Raw genomic sequence first — 24,713 nt, 5'->3', positions numbered from 1 at the left:
CATCCTTTGCTTAATAATCTACCTGCTGTTTGTTCATTCTGAACAAAGATCTTCTAAACCAGAACACAAGAATAACACCCTTGAACACACTGCTTAGCGCAATCGACATCCACACTCCATTCAAGCCAAAAGGTTCGGATAATAGCAGGGCTAGCGGAATTCGGAGTGCAGTAAATGTAATACTAAAGATCGGTGGAATGTGAGTTTGACCAATGCCGTTAAAAGCACCGACTGTCATCAATTCCATACACATGAACAATTGTGAGTATCCGATGATCCGCATATAATCTGCGCCTAATGCCATACTCGTCTGGTCTGATAAAAATAATGAAAATAGCTGCTGCGGAAACGCAATAAATATAAGCGACACGATCACACCAAAGATGGAGGTTAAGATTAGCGCCTGACGATAACCTTGCCTAATTCGATCGAATCGGCGTGCTCCATAATTTTGACCAAAAAAAGCAGCAATAGCTCCCTGTAGTCCTCCAATGGTCATATAAGAAATAGATTCAATTTGAATCCCAACTTTTTGAACCGCAATGGCATCCGCCCCAAAACGCACAATGATCTTGGCAATGATGATCGATATGATCGTAAAAGTAACCCGTTGGATCGTAATGGGAAGCCCCATGCGGATGACTTCTTTCATTTGGCTACTGTCCCACGTTGATGTGTTTGAAATGATTTCTGACTTTCTTGTCTTCATGATAAAAAGAGCCGTAACCAAGATGTTCGCCGTTAATGTTGCAATAGCAGCTCCAGCGACTCCCCATCCTTCAAAACTGCCCCAGCCAAAAATTAAAAATGGATCGAGGACAATATTAACCATAAGACCAATAGAGAAGATCTGAAACGGTTGTTTACTATTTCCCATTGCGTTTAAAAGGGTTGCAAACAATGTATTAACAATAGAAAATACCGTCCCAAAGATCGAAATCATTAGAAATTGTCTAGCCATCCGTTCAACGTCATCACTTCCAAGATCAAAAAAACCAATCAATTGATTCTTGGTTAATAGCACTAAACACATGTAGAGAAGTCCTAGTAAAGTAGACATCATAAATCCGTTCTTAATATAAGATTTAGCCTTCTCTATCTGAGCAGATCCCATACAATGCGCCACTTTAATCCCTGTGCCTATCGTAACCATTGTCGATAAAGCAATCGCTAGATTAATGAAAAAACTCGCTGTACCAATCGCGGCAACCGGACCACTTCCTAATCTTCCAACCCAAATCATATCGACTAGACCATAAGTAGTAGAGATGAAATTCGTTGCAATAATGGGAAGCGTTAGTTTCATTAAGGTAGGCATAATAGGACCCTGAGTCAAATCGTTTGCGTCCTTCAAGACCAATAACACCTTCTTTATTTCATTTTCAGATTTATTATATAACCATACACTTATATAATCAATTGATTATATTTCATTGATTTGTTGGACTAACTCTTCAAGCATCCGTATCCGATTACGGAGTTCAATTTCTTCCTTTCTCAAGCCTTCCAGTTGAAGATTCAGAGAATCGCCTACCTCCTTAATCAACTCTGCGTGACCACATCCATAACTCCTTTTCAATTTAAAAATAGACTGAATATCTCTTAGCTTAACGCCATAACCTTTCAATTCTTGAATCGCATAATAATCCGCTAAATGCTTCTCCGTATAGATTCTCTTCCCATCCGGCCCCATGGACAATATCAATTCCAGATCCTCATAGTGTCTGATCGTATCTTTCGTTGTCCCGGTTAGGGCTATAAATTCACCGATTCGCAAAAGTACAACCTCCTCAATACAAATATAGATTGACACGGGGTTAACCCCGTAACGTTTAATTTTATTAACGGGGGTGCATAAAATGATAGGTTCAAGCCTTTTAATCCTGTATGGAATGGTTAGTGCGCTAGGTGCAGTGGCTAATCTAATCCAAGGAACAGTAAAATCTGCTGTAGGGTACATTTATTTGTTTTTGCTGTGTCATATTGTGTTGGTTGTCATCACTGTTTATGACTTATGTACACCGCTTAACTTCATTTGGTTTATTATCGGTTTCCTCGCCTGTCTTACCTCCCGATGGCTCAACGGTACGTTTGTGTTCGGTCGGAATAATTGGTTTCACTACTTTATTGTTGCGCTGCTCTTTGCTCTGGCTTACTTCTTAACCTAGTCTCTTCATTATGAACCTGTAGACAGAATATGAACTCCTTAAAAGCAAATAAATTGTGTATACATTAATAAGCAGTTCCTAGTGCACAAAACGTGCCCAGTGGAACTGTTTTTTTCATAATAAAAAATTCTCTTATTTTTCAGTCTAATAGCTATTGAAAAGAATGATTAGTTCGTTTAAAATGAAACCAATTAATAGTTCTATATTTATAGAACTAATTCTGATTCAGTAACTCACTGAAGGAATGGAGCAAGTTATGGAATATAAAGTAGAAGTCGATTTTGCACCCATGTATGAATGTGTTAGTAGTATGACCGCTTTTCTAAGCAAGCAGAACCATACTGCTATGGATTCCGGCAAGCTCTGGGTACGCGATGTTCAAGCAAGATTCGCGCCAATGCTGCTTCGTAAAATGCAAGAGGTCGTTAAGAAACTTGATGATTTCAGTTTGGCTCCCTATATTTGGTCTTGTCCGGGGGAGCGTTCGGTAGAAGGCTTTTTGGTTTGGTTCGACGGCTTATCTTCGGGCGAACTGTATGAAATCTCCGGACGTTTCGGTCAATCGGTTCCCTCTAACCTTGCGGAACTCAGGGACACTGCCTCTGACATCTTGCGCGAATGGAATGCGGGATACTTCAGTGGAATTGACCCTAACATCATCAAGGGACTTGAACAGGAAGCCGAATCAAGAAGAGCGACGTTGAATGGTAACAATGACATGGACGTCTTTGAAGCAGCAACCGAAGGAATGCGCCTCTATCCAACTGAGCATCTGAAGCAGGTCATTATTATTCCGCAATATCATGCTCGTCCATTGGTTACTACCTCTATGTATGATGAATTCGTATTCACTAGCTACTCTTGTGATGTTCTCCCTCCGGAAGCTGGACGGCCTGCTCCAGCACTACTCCGCCTTACCAGAGCGCTGTCGGATGAAACGCGGCTGTATATCCTTCGTTTACTCACAGGCAAACAACTGAATTTCACGGAAATCGTGCGCGAGGTGGGACTTTCCAAAAGTACAATCCACTACCATCTTATTGCGCTGCGCGCAGCCGGACTGGTTATTGTCCATACCAATGTGAAAAGCACTTCGTACAGCCTACGTTTAGAGGCCTTGAATGGGCTGCCCCAGCAAATCGGGGCGTATCTGGAGAGTTAAGCATAAAAAAAGGAGCTACCTAGATATGATAAAACGCAGCTATTATGGTCTACTCTCGACCATTACTTTAAGCGCTTTTGGAGATGCTTTCGGCTTACTGGCTATGGAATGGCTCGTCTATGAGCTGACGGGATCTAAGCTAGCGATGGGAGCCCTCGCGCTCAGCTCCGGCATACCTGAACTGCTGTTACGCCTGCTCGGCTCACCGCTGTCTGACCGATTGCACCGGGTCCGTTTTATGGCCTGCTTGGCAGCCATTCGATTGCTTGCCATAGCACTGCCACTCGGCATGGGCTTGGCTGGCCAACTGCAGCTGTGGCATCTCTTTGTTGCCGCGGGCCTCAGCGGTGCCTGTGCCGCTCTGTTCATGCCAACAGCGATGGCTGTTATTCCTGGCGTTGCCGACAGCCGGAAGCTGGTACGGGCTTTTGCTATCATTGATGGCAGCAAAAGCGCAGCAACCCTGCTGGGACCTGCCTTAGCCGGTGCGTTAACCGCTGCCAGTGGAGCGCTGCCAGCTCTTGGCATCAACATGTTATGTTACTTAGCCGCCATCACTACCCTACTCAGCTTGCAAAAGCTGCCGAAAGCCTCTCCAGCCCAAGGCCGTTTCTCCCTCTCCGTTTACGTTCGTGAAATAGCCGAGGGCTTTACCTTCTATAAACAATTCCCTGCAATGCTAATGATTATGGTCATGGCCTCCATCAGTAATTTAAGCTCAATTGCCGTCTGGACGATGATGGTCCCTTTTGTACGCGAAGTGCTCCACCGCGATGCGGCGACGATGGGTACTCTAAGTACAGTTCTCGCTCTTGGAACATTGGTCGGGCTAAGTGTGATTTCCATGATAGGGGAAATTAAGAAAAGGCGGCTTGTCATGCTCGGCAGTCTGGGGACCATAGGTTTAGTGACTTCGCTATGGGGGTTAGTTCCTAGTTTTCCTTTTGCTCTCGCTGCCGTCTTTGCAACCGGAACCTTAGGTCCCTTCTTCGGCTCCTTAAGTTCTTCATTACACGGACGCCTAGTTCCGAGTAATCTGCAAGGAAGAGTCAATTCTATTCGCTTTTTGATCGGAGGCGGCTTACAGCCTTTTGGTGCTTTTGCCGGCGGTGTAATTGCTGAGCACTACGGTGTGCCTGTATTGTTCCTAATCGCTGGACTGCTTCCAATGTTCTGTGCTAGCGCAGCCTTGTTACTCCCCGGACTCAAAGCGCTGGATGGCGACCTCTCTGCCCTTGAGGTAACCCATCGCCGAAATAATGTGGGGAATGCCACGCACAGCGTTACCACTGATCGATAAACGGAAAGGTGTAGAAGAGCAAACTGACACTAATAGTAACAGCGATAGCTAAGGACAATGAAATCACGTCCTAGACTACCGCTGTTTACTTTGATTTATGAATAGTTTCAGATAGCCCATTATAGGCGTTTATCGGAAAATCTGAATTCCATCTTTCTTTAAATCCTTCCATGCCTAGATCTTTCATTTTCGTTAACTCTCTATGTATTATTCTCAGTAACCTAATTGTCTTTATTTCTTCCGTTATTAATAGAGTTCCTTCTTCAATAGCTTCGGAACTAAAGTTATCACTCATTTCAAATAATTGAAACAAACTTAAATCTTCTGTGACTTTTGCAATCCTGAATCGGTACTCGCCTGGTTCAGTCTGCATAGTAATAATCGCATCATTCTCAGCTATTCCCAAACTAGATGTCTTACTAGCTATTTTTTAGAGACTTTCGTTTAACAACTTATTCGCGAAATTCTTGAGCTATCCTTCTGATGAAAATAGTCTTGTTAACGTTCCATTCACACTACTCTGATAATGTTTATAAGCGTTAGGTGGATGATCATCCAATCCCGATAAATGATAATACGGAGGATAATAATGTTAACATCTATGAAAAAAAGACTAATCGCTGGTCTCACCCTATTGGTTGTAATTAGCGCCGGATTAGGTACGAACCTAGTGTTTTCCGGGAAACAAGCATCGGCCGAGTCCCGGACGGATCAAACCGCGCTACCCATAACTCAGACTGAAGCACCTGCCAATCTCGATGATACCGCAGGTCTAACTGCCTTCGTAGATGGGATCATGGAAGAAGATATGAATCGGCTACAAATTCCGGGAGCGGTCATCTCCATCGTAAAGGGCGACAGAATTATTTTGGCCAAAGGTTATGGCAGTTCCAATCTGGAAAAAGCTGAATCAGTTGACCCGACAACCAGCATGTTCCGAATCGCTTCAACGACTAAGTTATTCACCTGGACAGCAGTGATGCAGTTGGTCGAACAAGGTAAGATTGATCTGGACACGGATATTAATACCTACCTGAAATCAGTAAAGATCCCTGCTACTTATCCTGAACCGATCACGATGCGCCATTTAATGACACATACAGCAGGGTTCGAAGAGGGTGGCGTTGGTTATCAAATCACTACAGACCCTGCAAAATTGCCGGGGTCAATCTCGGAAACTCTCAATAAGCATATGTTGGCACGGGTAAGACCACCCGGACAGATAAGTTCTTATTCAAACTACGGTGCTACACTCGCAGGTCTAATTGTAGAGGAAGTTAGCGGTGTTCCTTACAATGATTATATAAAGAAATATATTTTCGATCCGCTCGACATGAAATATTCGACTGTTGTAGAGCCTTTACCGGATTCCTTCATCCCCTACAAAGTTGTGGGGTATAACAGCGAAAACGGCAGCTTTGTACCTGGCACACCTACATTTGAGGGTGGTTTTCGTCCTGCCGGCTCTGGTACCGTATCCGCAGTAGATATGGCGCACTTCATGATTGCACATCTACAGCATGGGAAATATGGTAGCCAACAGATTCTGAGACCCGAGACGGCAGAACTAATGCATTCAACGGCGTTTCAATTCGATAAACGTCTGCCGGGAGTGGATCTTGGGTTCGCAGAGAAACGAATCAATGATCTCACACTGATCACTCATGGTGGTTCCGACCCCATGTTTAATACAGAATTGTATCTTGTGCCTGCCAAGGATGCAGGCATCTTTGTATCCTACAACGGCGGCGAGGGAAGTGATTCGGCAGCAGGCCTCATCCAAGCCTTTTTCAACCGCTACTACCCTTCTCCTGATGCAAAGCAGCCTGAATTCATTGCTTCTGATGAATCTATTCAGAAATATGCAGGCGCCTATCAATTCACACGCCGAAACATCAGTGATATTGATAAGTTTTTCAACTTTTTTGCCCAGCTGAACGTCTCGGTTGAGGATAATAAGCTATCCTTGGGAAGTGGCAGTGAGCAACAATTGTATAGTGAAGTCGGTCCGAATCTGTTCCAAATCGAGGGAGGCACCGAACAAATTGCCTTTCGCACGAATGAGTCCGGTAAAGTTACACATATGATCTTAGGTTTGATCCCGGATATGCCGCTGGAGCGTACGCCACTGTTGGATCAGAATAAATTTTGGCTTATCGTACTAGGGTTCTCGGGGTTGATTCTCATCACTGCATTGCTCGGACTATTCTTCTCCAGACGCAAGATTAAGGCGATGACGCCTCCGGAAAAATGGGCCATCCGACTGTCTGCGGGAACTGCTGGTTGGGCGCTGCTATCTTTCGTCACGTTATTTATGGTAGTTATGTCCATGGACATAATGCAGAAGTTCAGCGGAATCAGGCTTTCGCTTTCTCTCAGTTTAGTTATGCCAATCATTTTGGTTGGTCTGACTTTAGCTTTGCTAATCTCGGCTATATTGGTTTGGAAGAATAAATACTGGACAGCTTTCAAGCGTGTGCATTATACGTTAGTGGCGCTTTCGGCTGTGGCGATGACTCTGTTCTTCTACTATTGGAACCTGTTGGGTTGGCAGTTCGGATAACGCCATTACTCCCAAGAACAAATCAGATATAATGAAAGCTTAATAGAGGAGGAAAATCGTGGCTACTATACTTATCGCTGATGATGATGATAACATCCGAAAGCTAATGTCTTTATTTTTGCGAAAAGAAGGTTTTGAACTTAAAGAAGCCAGGGATGGTACAAAAGCCTTGTCCATAATAGAGAACTCGCGAGTTGATCTCGTCATTCTAGATATTATGATGCCAGGATTGGATGGTTGGGATCTCTGCAGAGAAATCAGGCGGTCTGATGCCAACATCCCCCTCCTCATGGTGACGGCTAAAGCGGAATCTGCACACAAAGTGAAAGGCTTTCAACTGGGTACAGATGACTATCTAACCAAACCGTTCGATCCGCTTGAACTCGTGATGCGAGTAAAAGCTTTGCTTAAACGCTCGCTGGTCGTTTCTTCACAGTCTGTGCAATTAGGTAATGTGCTGCTCAACCGCCGTACTTTCCAGGTCACGCGCGGTGAAGAACCGGTCACGATTCCTTTGAAGGAATTTGAGCTTCTGTTTCTGTTGGCCAGTCACCCCGGGCAAATCTTTACAAGAGAACAGTTGATTCTTCAAATCTGGGGATTGAATTATGAAGGAGACGGACGGACTGTAGATGTGCATATAAGTCGGTTGAGGGAGAAATTCAGCGGCAACGACGAGCAATTTCACATCGAAACGGCCCGCGGCCTGGGATACAGGCTGATTCCTACACCATGATCAAGACTCTGTATGTACGTGTCATTCTCACGTTTCTAGGCATCATTATCTTTAGTCTAATCTGTTCCTTTTTCATTGGATTGTATGTCTTTCAGAAACAAATAAGTTACGAGGGGCAGAATGAAATGATCGTAGTGGGAAAAGAAATCATTCACCGCTATGATGACGCCAAACCCATGGATACGGATGAGTTCCTGAATAGTATGGTTAAGGTATCCGCACACCCTATCCACCTGTACAATCATGCCGGAGAACATACCTTTTATGGGCTCAAGGGTAGTCCGGCTGTCACTGTCCCCCCCGAAGCTGTCAAACAAGTGCTGCAAGGAAAGCTCTACCGCTCTTCTGCGAAAGATAAGGATATCTTTATCGGTATACCCTTTATGTTGGACGGAGAGTGGCGTGCGATGTTCTTGCAGTATTCTGCTGAGAACGAAAATATCGTCAATCGGATGGTGCTCTTTGTACTATTACTCGTGCTCTTGCTGGGTAGTGTGTGCATTCTTATTGCCGCTAGATATTTGGTAGAGCCGATCAAAGCACTAACGAATGCGACAAAAAGGCTGGCCAAGGGTGATTTCGAGGTGGAGCTTAAAGTGAACCGAATAGACGAAATCGGGGAATTAACACAAAGTTATGTGGTGATGGCAGGGGAACTTAAACAGTTGGAACAGATGCGGCAGGATTTCGTATCCAACGTTTCTCATGAAATCCAAACACCGCTTACGTCTATTTCTGGTTTTGCCAAAGCGTTGCAAAACCATGATTTGATCGTGGAAGAGGAACGCAGTGAATATCTTGATATCATCATTGCGGAGAGTGAACGACTGTCGAGGCTAAGTGATAATTTACTGAAGCTCGCATCTCTGGATTCTGAACATCATCCCTTCAACGCAAGTCCCTTCAATCTTGATGAGCAGATTAGAACAATCATTGTAACCTGTGAGCCGCAATGGTCAGCCAAAGGCATTGTTATTGATTTAGAACTACCGGAAGCTGTCAAAATTATGGGCGATGAAGACCAACTGAAGCAAGTATGGATGAATTTACTCAGCAACAGCATCAAGTTTACACCGGAAGACGGGAAAATCCGCATCAGTATAGATCGTAATGCAGCAGAAGTATCTGTCACTATCAGCGATAATGGAATCGGTATCTCCCCGGAAGAGTTCAACGCCGTATTCCAAAGGTTTTATAAAATAGACAAATCGCGGAACGGAAACAACAACGGCAATGGTCTCGGACTTGCGATCGTTAAAAAAATTGTCTCTCTGCATCAGGGAAGCATAGCGTTGGACGGTGCGGTTGGAGAGGGAACGACAATTATCGTTAGGCTACCCTTGTCTTAGAACAAAACTAATTTCCCTAAAAAAGATAAAAAACCTCCAACCCCGCATATGCGGCTTCGGAAGTTATTCATTAACTCTATGTTATGCAGTTACTCTAGGTACAGAATCCCAAAATCACTGCTGCTATGAAATTCTGGTTTGTTCGAATGAACTCTGCTCCATGTTCCAAAGTGCGGATAGGTCGTATCGTCGCCACACTTGTAAAAGTTTCCTCTTATCTTTTTTCCCGGCACTGCCCGAAAATCCGGAAAATAAGATTGTACCCAAGCCCATGGGATCGAAAAGCTTAATTCCCAATACGCTTCCCCTTTAGCATTAATTTGATCTGTGGTGGATAGGATGCGGAAAAGCGCCGGATTGATAGTGATTGGGAAGCGATCATACCGATCCGCTCCTATCTGCAAGAGAATTGTGCCGTTCGCATTAAATTCAAAATTCATATAGCGCTGGTCCGAATCCGGATTAGGCTGAAAAAAGAACTCGATGCAGCTATCCTTATACACGGGATCATTCATGTTTCTATATGTTCGTATTGGATTCTTTTCGTAAACCTTAAATTGAAGCTTCAGATCCTCCTTACTGTAATTTAATCTCGCTGTAACGACCGGAGTATACTCTTTAAGCCATTGATACTGCTTGATGATCTGAACTTCTTCTGTATGTGAAACATCCGTCTGATTTGTCAGGTGAGAAATTACTAAGGTTTCCAATTTTCTTTCCATGGTTCATTCCCTTCCGTTCGGAGTCCTACTGGGGCTAATGCAGCAAAACAACCCCATTAATTAACTTGTTTATTAAGACCCGCGTTTATCCGGTTTTTCAATACGCAGTCTCGATCCCCGAGATTTCGCACAGCCTTCTGCGTTACCTGTAATGCGGATGAAGGAGACCGCCCGCTCTATATCCCTCTTGAGCGGGCACCTCCTCCCTTCCCCCCTTATTTCGCGCAAGGTAAAGTAATTCCTTCATGGATCGCCTGGTCGGCCAGGAGAGCGATCTCCATTGCCCGGTAGGCATCCTCCATTGCCGGTATAGCGGGCAAGTTGTTCTCCAGCATAGATAGGAAATAGTCCAGTTGGGCACCCGTAGGCTTCACGGAGAAGTCCATATTGATCTTCTGTACCGTTCCTTTCCGGTTGTCTTCGACCTCGACCAGATTTCCCAGATGCTGCTCCTCTTGCGGTCGATCATTCTTGTAGATGATACGGATCCGGCCAGCCGGTCCGATGAATTCCTTCCGGTTGTCAGTCGGCATCCCCTTGCCCCACCCTGTCTCGAAGTAGCCGATGGAGCCATCCGATAGACGGAGGGTCATGAGTCCGTAATTGTAAGTGTACGGCGGGACTTCTTCATAGAGACGCTGCCCGATCCCGTTGACGCTTACCACGTCCGCCCCTGTGGCCCAACGCATCACATCGATATAATGGACGCCGCAATCCACAATCGGTGAGACGTCCCGGAGCAGGGACAGATGGGAATCCCAATTCTTGGAGGGCTTCAATTGGGTTAACCGAATAACCAGGGGGAAGCCGATAGCACCCTCCCGGATCATCTTCATAACTGCCTGGTAAGTGGTGTTGTGACGAAGGATGTGACCGATCAGCACCTTGGTCTTGGCTCCACGGGCCAGCTTCATGAATTCCTGCGTTTCCCGTGCATTGCCCGCCATCGGCTTTTCGCATAGGATATGCTTTCCTGCCGCGAGGCATGCTTTTGCAATCTCCAGATGGGAGGACGGGTACGTGGCGATAATGACCAGATCCACGTCCTCTCGCTCTATCAAGGCCCGGTAATCCGTACTCCAACACTCGGCTCCGTATTGGCTTGCCACTTGGGAGGCCCTGCCCTGGTTCCAATCTACGACACCAATCAACCGGACCCTCTCCTGCCTTGATATGGCATCCAAGTGAAGTGAGCCCATATAACCACAGCCTATCACGACTGCCCCATACCTTTTCACGATGCATCCATCCTATTCTTCTCACTCATGGAGGTTATTTTATGTTGATCCAAGCTTCTTGTTAGGCTGCGGATTCCGCCTTGGCTTGGACTTACGGACAATGTATCCGCCACCTAAGGGATGAATTCAAGGGTGCCATTAGGTGGAATAAACAGATGTTAATCCCTTTCTTCATGAATATCCCTTTCTTTCATTTGTACTATTCCGGATTACAACAGAACAACTTTTGTCTTATTATTACCTTTATTATATAAGAATGATGGAGATTTTTATTTAGCTATGAAAGTTACTTTTTGCACGATTCCGTTATTTTATCTAATTCTATATAAGGTGCTGTCCCACCATGCCCCCGCTCCAACATCCGGTCTGCAAGCGATTCCCCTTCCATGAGTGGACTCCCTCCATTCATTACGCGCAGTTCCAGATGGTCGCGCTCCGCTTGTTCCCGGGAAGGAAGCTGTATGATTTCGAGCTGTTTTATATGTGCCACGGCCAATTGTCCGTTGCGATGGAGGAGGGAGTATTGTAGGGAAGAATGTCTTTCTTCATCAGGGAAGCATAGCACTAGACGATTCCGTTGAAGTGGGGACGTCAATTATCGTTAGGCTACATTTGTCTTAGAATCAAAAAACAGGCGATACTCCGGTTACTGGAGCATCGCCTGTTTTGGTTAGGTTAGATCTAGGAGCATCGCCACTGGGTATATTCTCTTCTCATTATGTTGCTCAGTGGCTAGTATCACAGCCACTAGTCACTACCTCCCCACCTTCGGCTAAAAACCGAAGGTGGGTTCATTAAGCCCTTTAGGTTGTTTGTGTTTTGGGTTTCGCGCTGATGGCAGCGGAGAGAACGGACTGATTGTGGAAAAGCGGAGCGTCCGCCAGCGCAATGCGTACAACACCCCGCACAAACACCCTAAGGCTCAATCAACCCATACTTCGTTTTTATCCGATCCAACTTTTCAATCATAGGGTTGGCAATAAAAAACAAAAACACCACCGTCGAGATCGCATGCACCATATCAAACCAAAAGGCGGAAATATAAGTGGTCATCAAAGCCGACCATGAGAACTCTGAAGTGAACATCATCAGCGAGCCTATATTGATGATGCCTCCGTATACCAAGAAAGTAGCTAGCCCTCCGAAAATGCAGAGAGACAGCTTAGTCTTTTTAAGCAGACCCTTCTTGAAGAAAATGCCCGCCAGAAAACCAATAATGCCAAAACAGAACATTTGCCAAGGCGTCCAAGGTCCCTGACCAAAAAAGAAATTAGAGACGAATCCCGCAACAGCGCCCACCAAAAACCCTGCCTCCGCCCCCAAGCTCACCCCTGCAATGATGACAATAGCAACTACTGGCTTAAACTGTGGCAGCATGAAAAAGGCTGCGCGTCCAGCAACGGCAATGGCTGCTAACACTGCTATGACGATCAATTCCCTCGCCTGCGGTTTCCGATTCTCGAACACCATCGCAAACGGAATCATTGTATAGAGGACGATCAATAGACTAATAAAGTAATATTTGCGATCATCTAGGACGAAAATGCCTAACAAAATTGTAGCTGGAATAACTACAAAGATTAGCAGTCCCGCTAATAAAGTTCGACGACTCAAACGACGACTCGTCACCTGCTTCGTTGACATAAATCAATCACACCCTCTATCGTTACTCCCTCGCTCCATACATGACGCGCCATACGGTTGGCGGCAGTCGTATAGAAGCTGTTTCCCGCAAAAAACTTCTGCGCTTCATTCGTAGTAATGATACTTCCATCAAAAAACATGGCGCAAACTTCCGCATATTTGGCACAAAATTCAACGTCATGCGAAACCATTACGATGGTAACACCTTCAGCATTAAGCTTCTGTAAGAATAAAGCTAATTTCTCCTTAAAAGGCCCATCCAGTCCCTTCGTCGGTTCATCCAGCAGCAGAATCTTTGGTTCTAACAAAAGCACTTTAGCCAGCGCCGCACGCTGCTGTTCTCCCCCGCTAAGGTCATACGGATGCATCGAGAGAAGATGTTCCAGTTCTGCGAACTTAACCACAGCCTCGACTTTAGCCACCTTTTCTTCCTTCGTTAAAGGAAGCTGGGATAACATTTCGAATAGATCTAGCTCGACTGTTTTTTTCACAAATAAGGTTTGTGGATTTTGCGGGAGAATACCCAGATTGTTAGTAAACAGTTCCTTGGCGTTCATCTTCGCTGGATTCTTCCCACCGATTAGAACCTTCCCTCTGTACGGCTGAAGAATGCCACTCATCAGCGACAGCGTCGACGTCTTCCCCGTTCCATTTCCACCAACAATAGAGTAGAATTGCCCCTGCTTCACTTCAAAAGACAAATCTTTTATGATATCGGGTCCGTGTTTATCATATTTAAACCATACATCTTTGAACTTTATGACAACAGGGCCGTCCTCATTCACGCTTGGCTGAGATTCTGTCATCGATGCAGGTGTCTTATCCTTCAGAAAAGCATCCAGCCATTGGCGACCTTCCTTCACAGTAACAGGCCATGCTAAGCCATTTTCTACGCCTGCGTAAATCTGCATCGGTGAGGGCATGGACAGGAACATCGGATGATTCAGCTTGCTTAAAGCCTCGCCCACCCTTTGCGGGGTATCATCAGCAATTACGGCGCCCTCATTCAGCACAATCAGCCGATCTGTGAGCGGAAGAACATCCTCCAGACGATGCTCGGTCATGATAACGGTTGTGCCAAGCTCGCGATTTATCTTTTTGACCGTCTCCAAAAAATCGGAAGCCGCGATAGGATCTAGCTGAGAGGTAGGCTCATCAAGGATTAGAACCGAGGGATGCATAGCCATAATCGCCGCTAAATTGAGTAGCTGCTTCTGGCCACCTGATAGCTCAGTCACACTTTTATGGAACCAGGTCTGAATTCCGAAAAAGCTCGCCATCTCAGCCACACGCAAACGAATCGTAGAATTGTCATAACCTAAGCTTTCAAGGCCAAAGGCCAGCTCATGCCACACCTTGTCCGTCACAATTTGATTGTCGGGACTTTGGAGTACATAACCGATTTCCGCTGCTTGTGTCCGCCCATCGATCTCTTCTACAGGTTGACCCTTATAATAAATCGCCCCTTGGCGTTTGCCATGTGGGGTTAGGATTGTTTTCAGTTGTCTTAGTAAGGTACTTTTTCCGCAACCTGACTTTCCACACACAGTAATAAAGTCTCCGCTTGCAATCGAAAGATTGATATTCGAAAGAGCCATCTGCTCTTGTTCAGGAAAAGCAAAGCTTAGTTCTTCGATTCGATAGATTTCCATTTCATTGCCTCCACCATATTGATGAGCACAGGGATCATACATAGCGCAAAATAAGCGATATATACAAGGATACTAAAAGGTGTAATTGCGCTCGCTTTAATCGACGGATAATATCTCATCGTGTTCTCACCCATCGCTGCGCCGATGGCTACCATCGCAATTAAGCCTGTCATGATCAAGAGGGCTACTTTGTCCCGGGCATCTAGATGGAAGATCGAAAAGCTTGTACGTCCAGGCAATCCATATCCTCTTGACTTCATGGAATCGGCTGTCTCAATCGCATTTTCCAGAGCCCAGGTGGTCATTATCGATAGGATCGTAATCCCATTGCGCGCTCGAGCGAGGAGATTTCCCTGTGTGACATCCCGGCCTATGCATTTTTGGGCATTCGAAATCACCTTGATTTGCGCTAAATATCTAGGAACAAAACGAAGCACCATCGAAAAAATCAACGACAGTGCCGGCAGTATTTTTCCGAATATATAAATAAACTTATCCGAGGTCATCACGACGTTATAACAGGAGAACCAGATGATTACCGTCACAAACATGCACGCCGCTGCTACGCCATAAAGAATGGATTCCTTCGTAATGGGATTTCCATTGTTCAAATAGAACAGGATCGTTACCCCTTGATGATTAAAAACAGGGTTCATAATCGCCATAAATAGTAGAAAAGGAACCATGTACAGCAGATTAAATCGAACGGCTTTCTTTCCTTTTAACATAAAGGAGTAGACCACCGCACTGATAAGGGCAATCACCTGGAATATGGGATGCATGAACACCATGCTAAACAGCAATACCACAACAAAATATAGAAAATTCACAAACGGATGAAAGGTAGAAAAGCTATCCTTCATTATTTCTGAGCTCCTCCTGTGGCTACATAACCACCTACATCTCGACCTAAATCACAAGTGTATACCCATTCAACGACATCGCCATCCTTAAGAACATAACGACTGCTGCCGTAGTTAGGGAACCAGCCATTTACTTTGTACATCCATCCACTAAGCTCTCCAGCATCAAATTCATACAGATTGTTTATACCTTCAATATAATTACTGTTATAGATCGGCGTCATGCTGAATTCCATATGGATTTTATTCTTCTTCATCTCTCTTAACAAAACATCAAACACAGACTCACCTTCATAAAAGGTTACCTTCTGCGCTTTATAAATGATACCATCTGCCGGCAATACTTCAAGCTTATCCTTATTAAAAATATCCATATTATCTAAAATCGTTGCCGCCGAGACGGACAATGTAGCCGTTAATTGCTTCTTCTTATCTACTGTTGCATCTTGCCATTCCACGGGCTTAGGTTTCCCGCTCGGCACTGGATCGGTAAGGAATTTATCCTTTTTCGGTTCCTGCTTGGTTTCTGTTGTCGCTACTTTTGAATCCGGTTTGGTTACTGGCTTTGCCGTCGCTTTCGTTTCCGGCACGGACGTTTTAGCCGCTTTCGGTGTTGCGGTCGGTTGTGCCTGTGTATCCGATTTAGCTGTTGCGGTCGGCTTTTCAACCTCTGTTACCGCAGTTTCGGTTGGCGTTACCACTTCAGTTGGTTTTACCGTTTCAACGGGCTTAGCTGTTTCGCCAGGCGTAGCTGTAGGTGCTATCTCCATTGTCTCGGCATCACTTGAGGCTGAAGGCTCTACATCAACATTCTGATTCGAAGCCGTGTTGTCTGATTCTACAACCTGAGACTCTGCAATGTTACTCGCAACCTTGTTCGGGCTCTTCTGATAATTCCCGCCCCAAAAGAAGGCAATCGCCAACACACCAATAATTAGTATCGCTGTTAGCCATTTTTTCTTGTTCATTTCTTAAGTTCCCCACCTTAAATAATAAGCAAGGGTATACACGCTACCCTTGCTTATCTCTTTAAATAAAGTTCTATTTAACGTCTGTCATGTCATAAAGACTCGTCTGACCCTTAACGAACCGATCATAAGCAACCAGTGCATACATCGCTTGATCCGTAGCCATAAGATCTACTTCTCCTGGTTTCGCGCCTCCGTTGCCTACTCCACCCTGCTTCACGTGATAAAAACCACCTTCAGGTGCAGCAAAGCCAAGCAGCGCATCTACAGCTGAACGGCCATTTTTAATGAATCTGGAATCCTTATGCGGATCTATACCAAGTCCAGTTAAAGCTACAATCACCTGAGCAATGCTCTCAGAGTTCGTAGACTCCCAGCTTGCAAAGCCACCGTCTGCTGTTTGTGTTTTGGATAACCAAGTTAATCCACGATCTACAGCAGCCGTTACTTTGGCATTCGTTTTGTAATAAGGAGTTAAGCCTTGAATAACCATCCCAGTGATATCCGGATCGGCCTCAGTAGCATTACTGCCTAATGCCCATCCCCCACCGCTGATCTCTCTGCCTAAAATGTAATCAATGAGCAGCTCTCTTGTTGTTTGCGTCTTTACATCTTTAACTACTGGAATGTCGTAATGATTACTATCCAGTGCGATCAGCGCAAACACAGGTCCATTAATACCTTGCTTGATTACAGTATCAAAATCCGCGAGCGGTTCCAGTAGGTTATAACCCGCCACTTTATCAATATTTTTGCCGATTGAAGTTAATGCCAAAATAACTCTATCATATTCCGTATATTTTACGCTATGCAGCTTCCCAGCTTTTTCTTTAAGGGTTGCTTCTACATTCGCATAGTACTTAGCGTAATAACTATCTGGAACCTTCACACCAGAACGTGCCAGCCCGAACACTGTCCAATCTCCGCCAACCGAGGCAATGACCGGGTTTGTTACTGTTTTTTGCAAAAAGGCTGCTGTGTTCTGAATATATGGACTAACCGCTTTGTCGCCACTCTTATAATCATGGGTTCTAGTAGCAACAACAGCTGCCATTTCTCTCGTTACAAGCTCTTTAGGCTTAAACTGATTATTATCACCTAACATAAGTCCGGTGGCAACAATGGTTTCCACATCTGCTTTAGCCCACGCAGACACTGTATTGATATCTTTAATAGCTGTACCTGGCTTCGTAGCCGGGATTGATAATGCTCTGACAATAATGGCTGCCATTTGTTCGCGAGTAATCTTGTCATTTGGCTTAAATTCATTATTAAAGCCTGTAATTAACCCTGCTTTATGCGCAGCATTCACATAAGGATAGAACCAATCACCCAGAGCGACATCCTTATAGGTAATTCCTTTGTCACTCTTGATATCCAGTTCCAATGCTGATAATAGGATCTTAGTAAATTCTGCTCTTGTAATATGATCTTTCGGATTCACTTGACCATTATTACCTTGGATATACCCTTTTACTGTAGCCGTTTCAATCGCTGAGAACGCCCATGATGAGATCTTATCGGCATCTTTATACACTTGCTTGATATCATTAGGAGTCGCTGTTGGAGATGGACTCACATTCGGAACACTTGGATTAGTTACATCACCAGGAGCAGGAGTACCGCTAGGTTTAGGCGTTGGTTTTGGTGTCGCAGATGGGGTTGGCATCGGTGCATTTAGATCCGCACCCAAATTCGTAGTATAACGCCACTGAATTCTATCCCCTGAACTCAGACTATATGAAGATGCACCATAATTAGGATAATTTCCATTCACATTATACATCCATCCACTACCGCTACCATGGTCAAATTCTCCATCGCCAGCTATGGATTCAACATACACACTTCCAAATGTACTGTTCCAAGAATATCTATAGTCGATATCGCGGCTATCTAGCACTCTCTCTAGTACAGACCATACTGTGTCACCAGATTGTAGCTCTACCTGTACAGATGGAACAACAGATCCCTTCTTAATCGTAAGCTTATCCACGGATAGGGTTACGTATGTCTTCGACGGAGTGGTTCCTCCACCGTCATTGCCACCATTACCGTCACCACCAGGCGTTTGTACTGCACTGGAGGAATACGCAATGTAATCAGTGAAATGATTAGTTTTTACGATTAAATCATTTCCACTATCATAGGCATACTCAGACTTACCGCTTGCAAAGCCTAAGTCATCGCTTGCAAATTTTTGAATCGCATGAGGTGTACCATTTTGAATATAAGCTGCATCTTTTCCTTTAAGGTCCTTAAAGGTTAACGTAATAAATTGACTGAATTCTACTCTTGCACTGCCACCCATGGAAAAAGCATGAATAATGCTCTCCAGCTTCTTATCTTGGGAAATAATCTGATTCAGACTATCTTTTAGTGCAGCTTCTGTGCCTGTTAAAGGTGACATCAGTTCAATCGCAGAGGCATCTCCGCTTGTAACTTTTGCACCCTTAGGAATGACTACAGATACGTCACCTTTGGCAGCCTCAATCTGAGGAAGGTCGCTGTTACTAGGTAAACTAACACTAACCTTCGATTGTTGACCTTTAGGAATAACTACTGTTATTTCCTTGTTGCTGTCTCCGGCGCTGATCGGAACGATATAATCATGAGCATCATCATTGATGATAACTTCCGGCTTATCACCAGAAGGTAACGGGAATTCTTTTGGACCCTCTGGTTGTACAGGTGGTTGTTCAATTACCACATCATTCATATCAAAAAGACGGTTACTATGATTGGTCAGACGGTCATAAGACACTAGTGCATACGTACCTTGGTCCGTAGCCATACCATCTACTCTACCAGTGAGAATATGCTTAAATCCACCATCCGGATCAGCAAAGGTAAGCAGTGCATCTATAAGCGAATTTCCTTTTTTAACAAACCTTGGGTCACTGTGCGGATCTACGCCTACACCAGTTAAAGCAACAATGACCTGTGCGATGCTCTCACTGCTTGTGCTTCCCCAGCTTGTAAATCCACCTTGATCATTTTGCGTACTCGATAACCATGCAACCGCCCGATCCACAGCAGCTTTTACATTAGGATCCTTTACGTAATAAGGTGCAAGGGCTTGCATCGTCATTCCGGTGATATCGGTGTCGGCTTTAGTACCAAATAACGCCCATCCACCAGTCGGTGCTTCTTTTTCTAAAATATACTGAACCAGTTTTTCTCTTGTGGTTTGATCTGTAACGCCTTCTACTACAGGAATATCATAGTTATGACTATCTAAGGCAATCAGTGCAAATATAGGACCATTAAGCCCCTGCTTCTGAACATATTGAAAATCTGCAAGTGCATTTCTTAGATCATAGCCTGCAACATTCGTGATATCTTTTCCGATCGAGGTAAGTCCTAGAATCGCTCTGGAATGCTCAGTACTTTTCGAAGCGTCGAGTTTTCCATCCTTCATTAGCTTAGCTACTTCAGCAGCTACATTGTTATAATAAAGATTGTAATAGCCACTTGGAACCTCGTAATTGGCCCGTGCCAGAGAAAGAATTGACCATTCCCCGCTGCCTGTTCCAAATGACGGATTCTTTACAGTGTTTAGGATATAGGCAAGGTTTTTATTTAATTGTTGTTTTGCTACAACGGTAGTAGGCTGTTCTAATTGAACATCCGTCATGTCATAGAGACGTTTGCTATTATTAATCAGACGATCATAGGATACGAGTGCATATGTACCTTGATCCGTAGCCATAGCGTCTACTTTACCGGTGAGAATATGCTTGAATCCACCATCCGGCCCAGAGAAGCTAAGTAAAGCATCTATAAGTGAATTTCCTTCTTTAATAAACCTAGGGTCACTGTGCGGATCTACGCCTACGCCAGTTAAGGCAACAACAACCTGTGCGATGCTCTCACTGCTTGTGCTTCCCCAGCTTGTGAATCCGCCTTGATTATTTTGTACACTCGATAACCATGCAATCGCCCGATCCACGGCAGCTTTTACATTAGGATCCTTTGCGTAATAAGGTGCAAGGGCTTGCATCGCCATCCCGGTCATATCGACGTCGGCTTTGGTTACACCTAATGCCCAGCCCCCGGCATCTGCTGCACCTTTTTTAACTTCTCTATCCAAGATGTACTGAACCAGGTTTTCTCTTGTGCTTTGATAGATTACTCCCTTCTCATCAGGATCAGGGAATAATACTGGAATTTCGTAGTTATAACTATCTAGTGCAATCAGAGCAAATATGGGACCATTGTTCCCTTGCTTCTGAATATATTGATAATCAGCGAGTGCATTTCTTAGGTCATGACCTGCAACATTCGTGATATCTTTTCCGATAGAGGTAAGGCCTAGAATCGCTCTGGAATTCTCTGTGCTTTTGTTAGCGTCGAGTTTTCCATCCTCTTTGATCATCGAACTTATTTTCGTAACTACATTGTTGTAATAGAGATTGTAATAACCGTTAGGTACTTTGTAGTTCGCACGTGCTAGAGAAAGAATCGACCATTCTCCGCTACCTGTTCCAAATGACGGATTTTTTACGGTGTTAACGATGTAGGCCAAACTTTTATCTAACTGTTCTTTGGCAGTAATTTTATAAGTAACCTGATAGGTTACATTATCTGCTTTGTTTCCTGCGCCATCCACAGCCGTTACTGCGATTACGTTACTACCTGGGTTAAGAGATGCTTTGTACTCACCATTAGTAGCTGACAGAACGACTTGGTTCAGCTTTACTACTGGAATAATGTCTTTGTAGACATTGTCTGTAACCACTACTTTGAAGCTTAAATCTTTACTGGATACTTCCTGTTTATCTTGTATACCTTCTATCAAAATCGTAGGCTTCTCTGTATCTGGCTCTTGTACTAACGCATTAATCTGCTCTACTAGAGCTTGATCAACCTCTGTTGTTACAACTGCACTATCGGCAATTGCTTCATTGGCATGAGCCGGGATTACGCTTGTAGAGAACGTCGTGATAAATACAGCTACAATGAGTAACCAAGCCAAAAACTTATTTTTCTTCATGTTTCCATAACCCTTCCCTTCTTTTCCTATGATAAAAAACAGAATAAACTTTTTTAGCACTACAAAAAAACCACTCAACATAACGTCAAGAGGTTTAAGATAGTGAACCGCAACAATAGCAGGCATATACTATATCAAACACCTCTCTATCGCTCGTAGAGTTTAACGGTGTATCAGAAACAGGCAGATATTCTGGCTCAAGTATCATCACCCTTGCTACCTTCCCAGTTTCCCAGTGGTACCTTGCAAGGACTCCTCTTTCACAGCGGCGGGACCGCGCGGGATTCACACCCGCTTTCCATTTAACCAATCTATGATTGTGTCTCCGAAACATTCATAATTGGCACCTATTGCTAATATTAATTTTTCCATGCTTCATCATATCTAATATAGATGCTTTTGTCATGCAATATTTGTTTTTTGTATAACAAGTAGTTGGAGATAATTCTATTGAATATCAAACCATTTTAACCACAATATACTCTTTTTCTCTCAGCTCAAAACCATCCTCCAGTGACAAAGAGGCCAAATCAAAGATTCGGTCATACTTTTTATTACGTGGGTGCCCTTCCTCCTCTGCCCAACAAGTATAAAGCTCAAACTCGGTACCAGCTACTCCGATATCTGTCATAAGTTTAAATAACTCCCGGCAACACTTGAGTGAGGCGTTATATGAACCCGATAGAGTATTCTTTAGCTCAGGGGATACAGAGAAGCTACCCCAATTAGGTGAAATCCGATACACAAACGGACTCCGAAAATGCTTGCGAATCTCATCGTTCCAATACCCAAGTTCCTCTATAAAAATACCTGCTGCATCTTCTTCCGAGTCATATACAAGACAGTTCTCATCTCTTAAATGAGATAGATCTGCGATGTCATCCAAAGGAATTATGCCTTGCAGGCGCAGAGACTCTCTTTGTTTCTTATACTCTGGTGAATTTTTCACTTCATCATATGTCTTTGCTGACAGTACACTGCCTCTTTCTCCTAACGGAAGCTCTTTAGCCGAGCCTATGTAATGAAATCTGCTCACTGGTTATTCCTCCATGACTTTTGGGATCACTTCAAATCACTAATTTCCATATGAATTTACCACAAATTAGTAAGGTACTCACTACAAATGTTCTATGTTAGGGTATTTGGTAAGCGTTTACAACAAAAATGGAGGTGTCAGTGTTCATCTACGTACCAAAGTGCTTGAGGAAAGGTCAGGTTTAAGCATCCCCAAAAATGATCTTACAAAGGAGAATTCAATGACTACTCGAATCCAGAAATCCTTCTTATCATTGACCCTTGTTACCGCTCTTCTGCTCTCTTTGTTCTCATCCATTGCCGCCGCTGCTACCAAGGACGAGCAACAAGCTAAAGCAGCACCAAAGAGTAAAATCCAATCCTATGTAGACGATATGCAGCCCGGATGGAACCTTGGCAATACTCTAGATGCTACAGGTGAGGATGAAACCTCCTGGGGAAATCCGCGTGTGACCCAAGAGCTGATTAAGAAAATTGCCGCACAAGGCTACAAAAGTATCCGGATTCCTATCACTTGGGATTCACACATAGGTGAAGCACCGAACTACACCATTGAAAAAGCTTATCTTGACCGTGTCGAAGAAGTGGTCGGCTGGGCGCTGGACGCCAAGCTTTATGTAATGATTAACGTCCATCATGACTCCTGGTTATGGGTAAGTCATATGGAAGAGAAGCATGATGAAACGCTCGCGCGTTATAACGCAGCATGGACTCAAATTGCGGACCGCTTCAAGGATAAATCCGATAAGCTGATGTTCGAAAGCATCAATGAACCACGCTTCACAGATGGCGGAAGCACCGATGAAGCAAAGATGGAGCAAATGCTTACGGAACTCAACACTTCCTTCCATCAGATCGTTCGGAACTCCGGTGGAAAGAATGATGTACGTCCGCTAGTTCTACCTTCATTAGAGACTTCTCCTACGCAGCCTAGAATAGATCAGCTCTACAAAACGATTACAGCTCTCAAAGATCCGAATATAATTGCGACCGTTCACTTCTATGGCTTCTGGCCGTTCAGTGTGAATATCGCTGGCTACACCACGTTTGAAAAAGATACAAAAAACGATATCACCCAAACTTTTGATAACGTTTACAACACATTCGTAGCTAAAGGAATTCCGGTTATCGTTGGTGAGTTCGGACTACTGGGCTTCGATAAAGATACAGGTGTGATTGAACAAGGCGAGAAGCTGAAATTCTTCGAGTACCTTACCTATTATTTAAAAGAAAAGAAAATGACCTCTATGCTCTGGGATAATGGGCAGCATTTCAACCGCAAAACGTATAAGTGGTCCGATTCCGAGCTGCAGGGTGTATTAATGTCCGGTCTGAAGGAACGTTCCTCCAGTACCGAGAGCGATCTGGTCTATCTTAAAAAAGGTGCAACCATCAAAGACACCAAAGTGAAGCTTAATCTAAACGGAAATAAGCTTACTACCATTAGTGTAAATGGCAAATATCTAACTAAAGGCAAAGATTACACCTTAAATGGCGAGGAGCTTACACTCAAGGCCAGCCAACTTAAAAAGCTCACGGCTTCCCAAAAATACGGTGAAAATGCTGTGTTAACGCTGAAATTCAACAAAGGCGTTGCGTGGAGACTAAAGATCATCGTGAATGACACTGCCAAATTAAGTGATGCCAAAGGTACGACTGAATCGTTTGCGATACCGACTACTTTTAATGGCAACCAGCTTGCCACGATGGAGGCTGTCTATACCGCTGGCGGCAATGCAGGCCCTCAAGATTGGACTCCATTCAAGGAGTTCGGCAATACTTTCTCACCGTCTTATAACACGAAAGAAATTAAGCTGCTCCCAGCCTTCTTTAAAGATGTTAAAGATGGAGAGGTCATCTTGAAATTCCACTTCTGGAATGGTGATATCCTTACTTACAAGATCACGAAGAGTGGCACTAGTGTTGTAGGAAAGTCTTCTTAGCTTTCACTGTATAACATAAATAGGAGTGTCCCTTCACAGGGACACTCCTATTTTAAACTACATCATACATAAACTTCTTCATACGTCATCAACATCAAGCGATAGACCAGATATACTCCAAGATAGGCTCCCGTTAAAAGGAACATCGGATTCAAAAAAATCGCATGGATTGAAGTCATAAATACTGTGTTATCCCTTAATATTTCATATATGGCTAGGGCAGAAATATTACCTAAGATAAGCGCAGACAACACAGAAGCTACATTAAATACAATGCGCCACTTTATCCATTTCCTTTGTATCATTAGCATGACAATGGGTACCACTATACTGCCAAGTACGATTAGAAATTTCATCCAATCACCCCGATATCT

The 24,713-nt window shown here is 44.1% G+C and carries 20 protein-coding genes and 1 riboswitch; of the genes, 7 read left to right on the top strand and 13 right to left on the bottom strand.

What is annotated here, in order from left to right; genetic code table 11:
• Positions 1–10: 10 nt before the first annotated feature.
• The gene (locus NST74_RS03945; RefSeq protein WP_341110485.1) at positions 11–1,354 is read right to left on the bottom strand and encodes an MATE family efflux transporter; all 1,344 of its coding nucleotides are present in this window, start codon (positions 1,352–1,354) and stop codon (positions 11–13) included.
• Between the two features lie 69 nt (positions 1,355–1,423).
• Positions 1,424–1,777: a MerR family transcriptional regulator gene (locus NST74_RS03940; RefSeq protein WP_341110484.1), complete on the bottom strand. Its 354-nt coding sequence runs from the start codon at positions 1,775–1,777 to the stop codon at positions 1,424–1,426.
• Positions 1,778–1,859: 82 nt separating this feature from the next.
• Here NST74_RS03940 and NST74_RS03935 point away from each other — a divergent pair, with 82 nt between their 5' ends.
• The 3 genes from NST74_RS03935 to NST74_RS03925 all read left to right on the top strand — a co-directional run bounded on the left by NST74_RS03935 (position 1,860) and on the right by NST74_RS03925 (position 4,630).
• On the top strand, positions 1,860–2,168 hold the full coding sequence (locus tag NST74_RS03935) for a hypothetical protein (RefSeq protein WP_341110483.1): 309 nt from the start codon (positions 1,860–1,862) through the stop codon (positions 2,166–2,168).
• 256 nt (positions 2,169–2,424) lie between these two features.
• Positions 2,425–3,330, top strand: a complete 906-nt coding sequence (locus NST74_RS03930; RefSeq protein ID WP_341110482.1) for an ArsR/SmtB family transcription factor — start codon at positions 2,425–2,427, stop codon at positions 3,328–3,330.
• Positions 3,331–3,355: 25 nt separating this feature from the next.
• Positions 3,356–4,630: an MFS transporter gene (locus tag NST74_RS03925; protein WP_341110481.1), complete on the top strand. Its 1,275-nt coding sequence runs from the start codon at positions 3,356–3,358 to the stop codon at positions 4,628–4,630.
• Positions 4,631–4,715: 85 nt separating this feature from the next.
• Here NST74_RS03925 and NST74_RS03920 read toward each other — a convergent pair whose 3' ends face one another.
• The gene (locus NST74_RS03920) at positions 4,716–5,003 is read right to left on the bottom strand and encodes a hypothetical protein (RefSeq protein WP_341110480.1); all 288 of its coding nucleotides are present in this window, start codon (positions 5,001–5,003) and stop codon (positions 4,716–4,718) included.
• Between the two features lie 216 nt (positions 5,004–5,219).
• Here NST74_RS03920 and NST74_RS03915 point away from each other — a divergent pair, with 216 nt between their 5' ends.
• From NST74_RS03915 to NST74_RS03905, 3 genes are read left to right on the top strand one after another with little or no spacing between them, the layout of a single operon-like run.
• Complete coding sequence (locus NST74_RS03915) at positions 5,220–7,193, top strand: serine hydrolase domain-containing protein (protein ID WP_341110478.1); 1,974 nt, start codon at positions 5,220–5,222, stop codon at positions 7,191–7,193.
• Positions 7,194–7,251: 58 nt separating this feature from the next.
• Positions 7,252–7,929 (top strand): response regulator transcription factor, encoded by a 678-nt coding sequence (locus NST74_RS03910; RefSeq protein ID WP_341110476.1) that lies wholly within the window; start codon positions 7,252–7,254, stop codon positions 7,927–7,929.
• Positions 7,926–9,278, top strand: coding sequence for a HAMP domain-containing sensor histidine kinase (locus NST74_RS03905; RefSeq protein ID WP_341110475.1), 1,353 nt, complete (start codon positions 7,926–7,928; stop codon positions 9,276–9,278). The genes NST74_RS03910 and NST74_RS03905 overlap by 4 nt, the downstream gene beginning before the upstream one ends.
• Positions 9,279–9,367: 89 nt before the next feature.
• Here the strand turns inward: NST74_RS03905 and NST74_RS03900 are convergent, their stop codons facing one another.
• The 9 genes from NST74_RS03900 to NST74_RS03860 all read right to left on the bottom strand — a co-directional run bounded on the left by NST74_RS03900 (position 9,368) and on the right by NST74_RS03860 (position 22,397).
• Positions 9,368–10,000 (bottom strand): carbohydrate-binding family 9-like protein, encoded by a 633-nt coding sequence (locus NST74_RS03900; RefSeq protein WP_341110473.1) that lies wholly within the window; start codon positions 9,998–10,000, stop codon positions 9,368–9,370.
• A 215-nt stretch (positions 10,001–10,215) separates the two neighbouring features.
• Positions 10,216–11,217 (bottom strand): Gfo/Idh/MocA family protein, encoded by a 1,002-nt coding sequence (locus NST74_RS03895; protein WP_341115824.1) that lies wholly within the window; start codon positions 11,215–11,217, stop codon positions 10,216–10,218.
• Positions 11,218–11,524: 307 nt separating this feature from the next.
• Entirely contained in the window at positions 11,525–11,728 is a 204-nt protein-coding gene (locus NST74_RS03890) for a hypothetical protein (RefSeq protein ID WP_341110472.1), read from the bottom strand.
• A 425-nt stretch (positions 11,729–12,153) separates the two neighbouring features.
• Entirely contained in the window at positions 12,154–12,882 is a 729-nt protein-coding gene (locus NST74_RS03885; protein WP_076120093.1) for an ECF transporter S component, read from the bottom strand.
• On the bottom strand, positions 12,864–14,534 hold the full coding sequence (locus NST74_RS03880) for an ABC transporter ATP-binding protein (RefSeq protein ID WP_341110470.1): 1,671 nt from the start codon (positions 14,532–14,534) through the stop codon (positions 12,864–12,866). Before NST74_RS03880 ends, NST74_RS03885 begins: the two co-directional genes overlap by 19 nt.
• Positions 14,507–15,397: an energy-coupling factor transporter transmembrane component T gene (locus tag NST74_RS03875; protein WP_341110469.1), complete on the bottom strand. Its 891-nt coding sequence runs from the start codon at positions 15,395–15,397 to the stop codon at positions 14,507–14,509. The genes NST74_RS03880 and NST74_RS03875 overlap by 28 nt, the downstream gene beginning before the upstream one ends.
• Positions 15,397–16,365, bottom strand: coding sequence for a DUF4430 domain-containing protein (locus NST74_RS03870; protein ID WP_341110468.1), 969 nt, complete (start codon positions 16,363–16,365; stop codon positions 15,397–15,399). The genes NST74_RS03875 and NST74_RS03870 overlap by 1 nt, the downstream gene beginning before the upstream one ends.
• Positions 16,366–16,438: 73 nt before the next feature.
• Entirely contained in the window at positions 16,439–21,361 is a 4,923-nt protein-coding gene (locus NST74_RS03865) for an S-layer homology domain-containing protein (protein WP_341110467.1), read from the bottom strand.
• A gap of 165 nt (positions 21,362–21,526) precedes the next feature.
• Positions 21,527–21,727: riboswitch (cobalamin riboswitch) on the bottom strand.
• A 91-nt stretch (positions 21,728–21,818) separates the two neighbouring features.
• A complete protein-coding gene (locus NST74_RS03860) occupies positions 21,819–22,397 on the bottom strand; it encodes a hypothetical protein (protein WP_341110466.1) in 579 nt (192 codons plus the stop codon).
• 220 nt (positions 22,398–22,617) lie between these two features.
• On the opposite strand from NST74_RS03860, the gene NST74_RS03855 reads away from it, so the two are divergent.
• Entirely contained in the window at positions 22,618–24,339 is a 1,722-nt protein-coding gene (locus NST74_RS03855; protein WP_341110464.1) for a cellulase family glycosylhydrolase, read from the top strand.
• A 62-nt stretch (positions 24,340–24,401) separates the two neighbouring features.
• Here the strand turns inward: NST74_RS03855 and NST74_RS03850 are convergent, their stop codons facing one another.
• Positions 24,402–24,695 carry a hypothetical protein gene (locus NST74_RS03850; protein ID WP_042124198.1) on the bottom strand — a complete coding sequence of 98 codons (294 nt, stop codon included), beginning with the start codon at positions 24,693–24,695 and terminating at the stop codon, positions 24,402–24,404.
• Positions 24,696–24,713 lie beyond the last annotated feature (18 nt).

The sequence above is a fragment of the Paenibacillus sp. FSL F4-0125 genome (assembly GCF_038008565.1).
Classification (GTDB): Bacteria; Bacillota; Bacilli; order Paenibacillales; family Paenibacillaceae; genus Paenibacillus_AQ.
This window is presented reverse-complemented; position numbering and strand designations above follow the sequence as displayed.

Bases quoted from the DNA above. Each gene is read 5' to 3' on its own strand.
- NST74_RS03935 (WP_341110483.1), top strand. From the start codon at position 1,860: ATGATAGGTTCAAGCCTTTTAATCCTGTATGGAATGGTTAGTGCGCTA.
- NST74_RS03930 (WP_341110482.1), top strand. From the start codon at position 2,425: ATGGAATATAAAGTAGAAGTCGATTTTGCACCCATGTATGAATGTGTT.
- NST74_RS03925 (WP_341110481.1), top strand. From the start codon at position 3,356: ATGATAAAACGCAGCTATTATGGTCTACTCTCGACCATTACTTTAAGC.
- NST74_RS03920 (WP_341110480.1), bottom strand. From the start codon at position 5,003: ATGCAGACTGAACCAGGCGAGTACCGATTCAGGATTGCAAAAGTCACA.
- NST74_RS03915 (WP_341110478.1), top strand. From the start codon at position 5,220: ATGTTAACATCTATGAAAAAAAGACTAATCGCTGGTCTCACCCTATTG.
- NST74_RS03905 (WP_341110475.1), top strand. From the start codon at position 7,926: ATGATCAAGACTCTGTATGTACGTGTCATTCTCACGTTTCTAGGCATC.
- NST74_RS03900 (WP_341110473.1), bottom strand. From the start codon at position 10,000: ATGGAAAGAAAATTGGAAACCTTAGTAATTTCTCACCTGACAAATCAG.
- NST74_RS03885 (WP_076120093.1), bottom strand. From the start codon at position 12,882: ATGTCAACGAAGCAGGTGACGAGTCGTCGTTTGAGTCGTCGAACTTTA.
- NST74_RS03880 (WP_341110470.1), bottom strand. From the start codon at position 14,534: ATGGAAATCTATCGAATCGAAGAACTAAGCTTTGCTTTTCCTGAACAA.
- NST74_RS03875 (WP_341110469.1), bottom strand. From the start codon at position 15,397: ATGAAGGATAGCTTTTCTACCTTTCATCCGTTTGTGAATTTTCTATAT.
- NST74_RS03870 (WP_341110468.1), bottom strand. From the start codon at position 16,365: ATGAACAAGAAAAAATGGCTAACAGCGATACTAATTATTGGTGTGTTG.
- NST74_RS03865 (WP_341110467.1), bottom strand. From the start codon at position 21,361: ATGAAGAAAAATAAGTTTTTGGCTTGGTTACTCATTGTAGCTGTATTT.
- NST74_RS03855 (WP_341110464.1), top strand. From the start codon at position 22,618: ATGACTACTCGAATCCAGAAATCCTTCTTATCATTGACCCTTGTTACC.
- NST74_RS03850 (WP_042124198.1), bottom strand. From the start codon at position 24,695: ATGAAATTTCTAATCGTACTTGGCAGTATAGTGGTACCCATTGTCATG.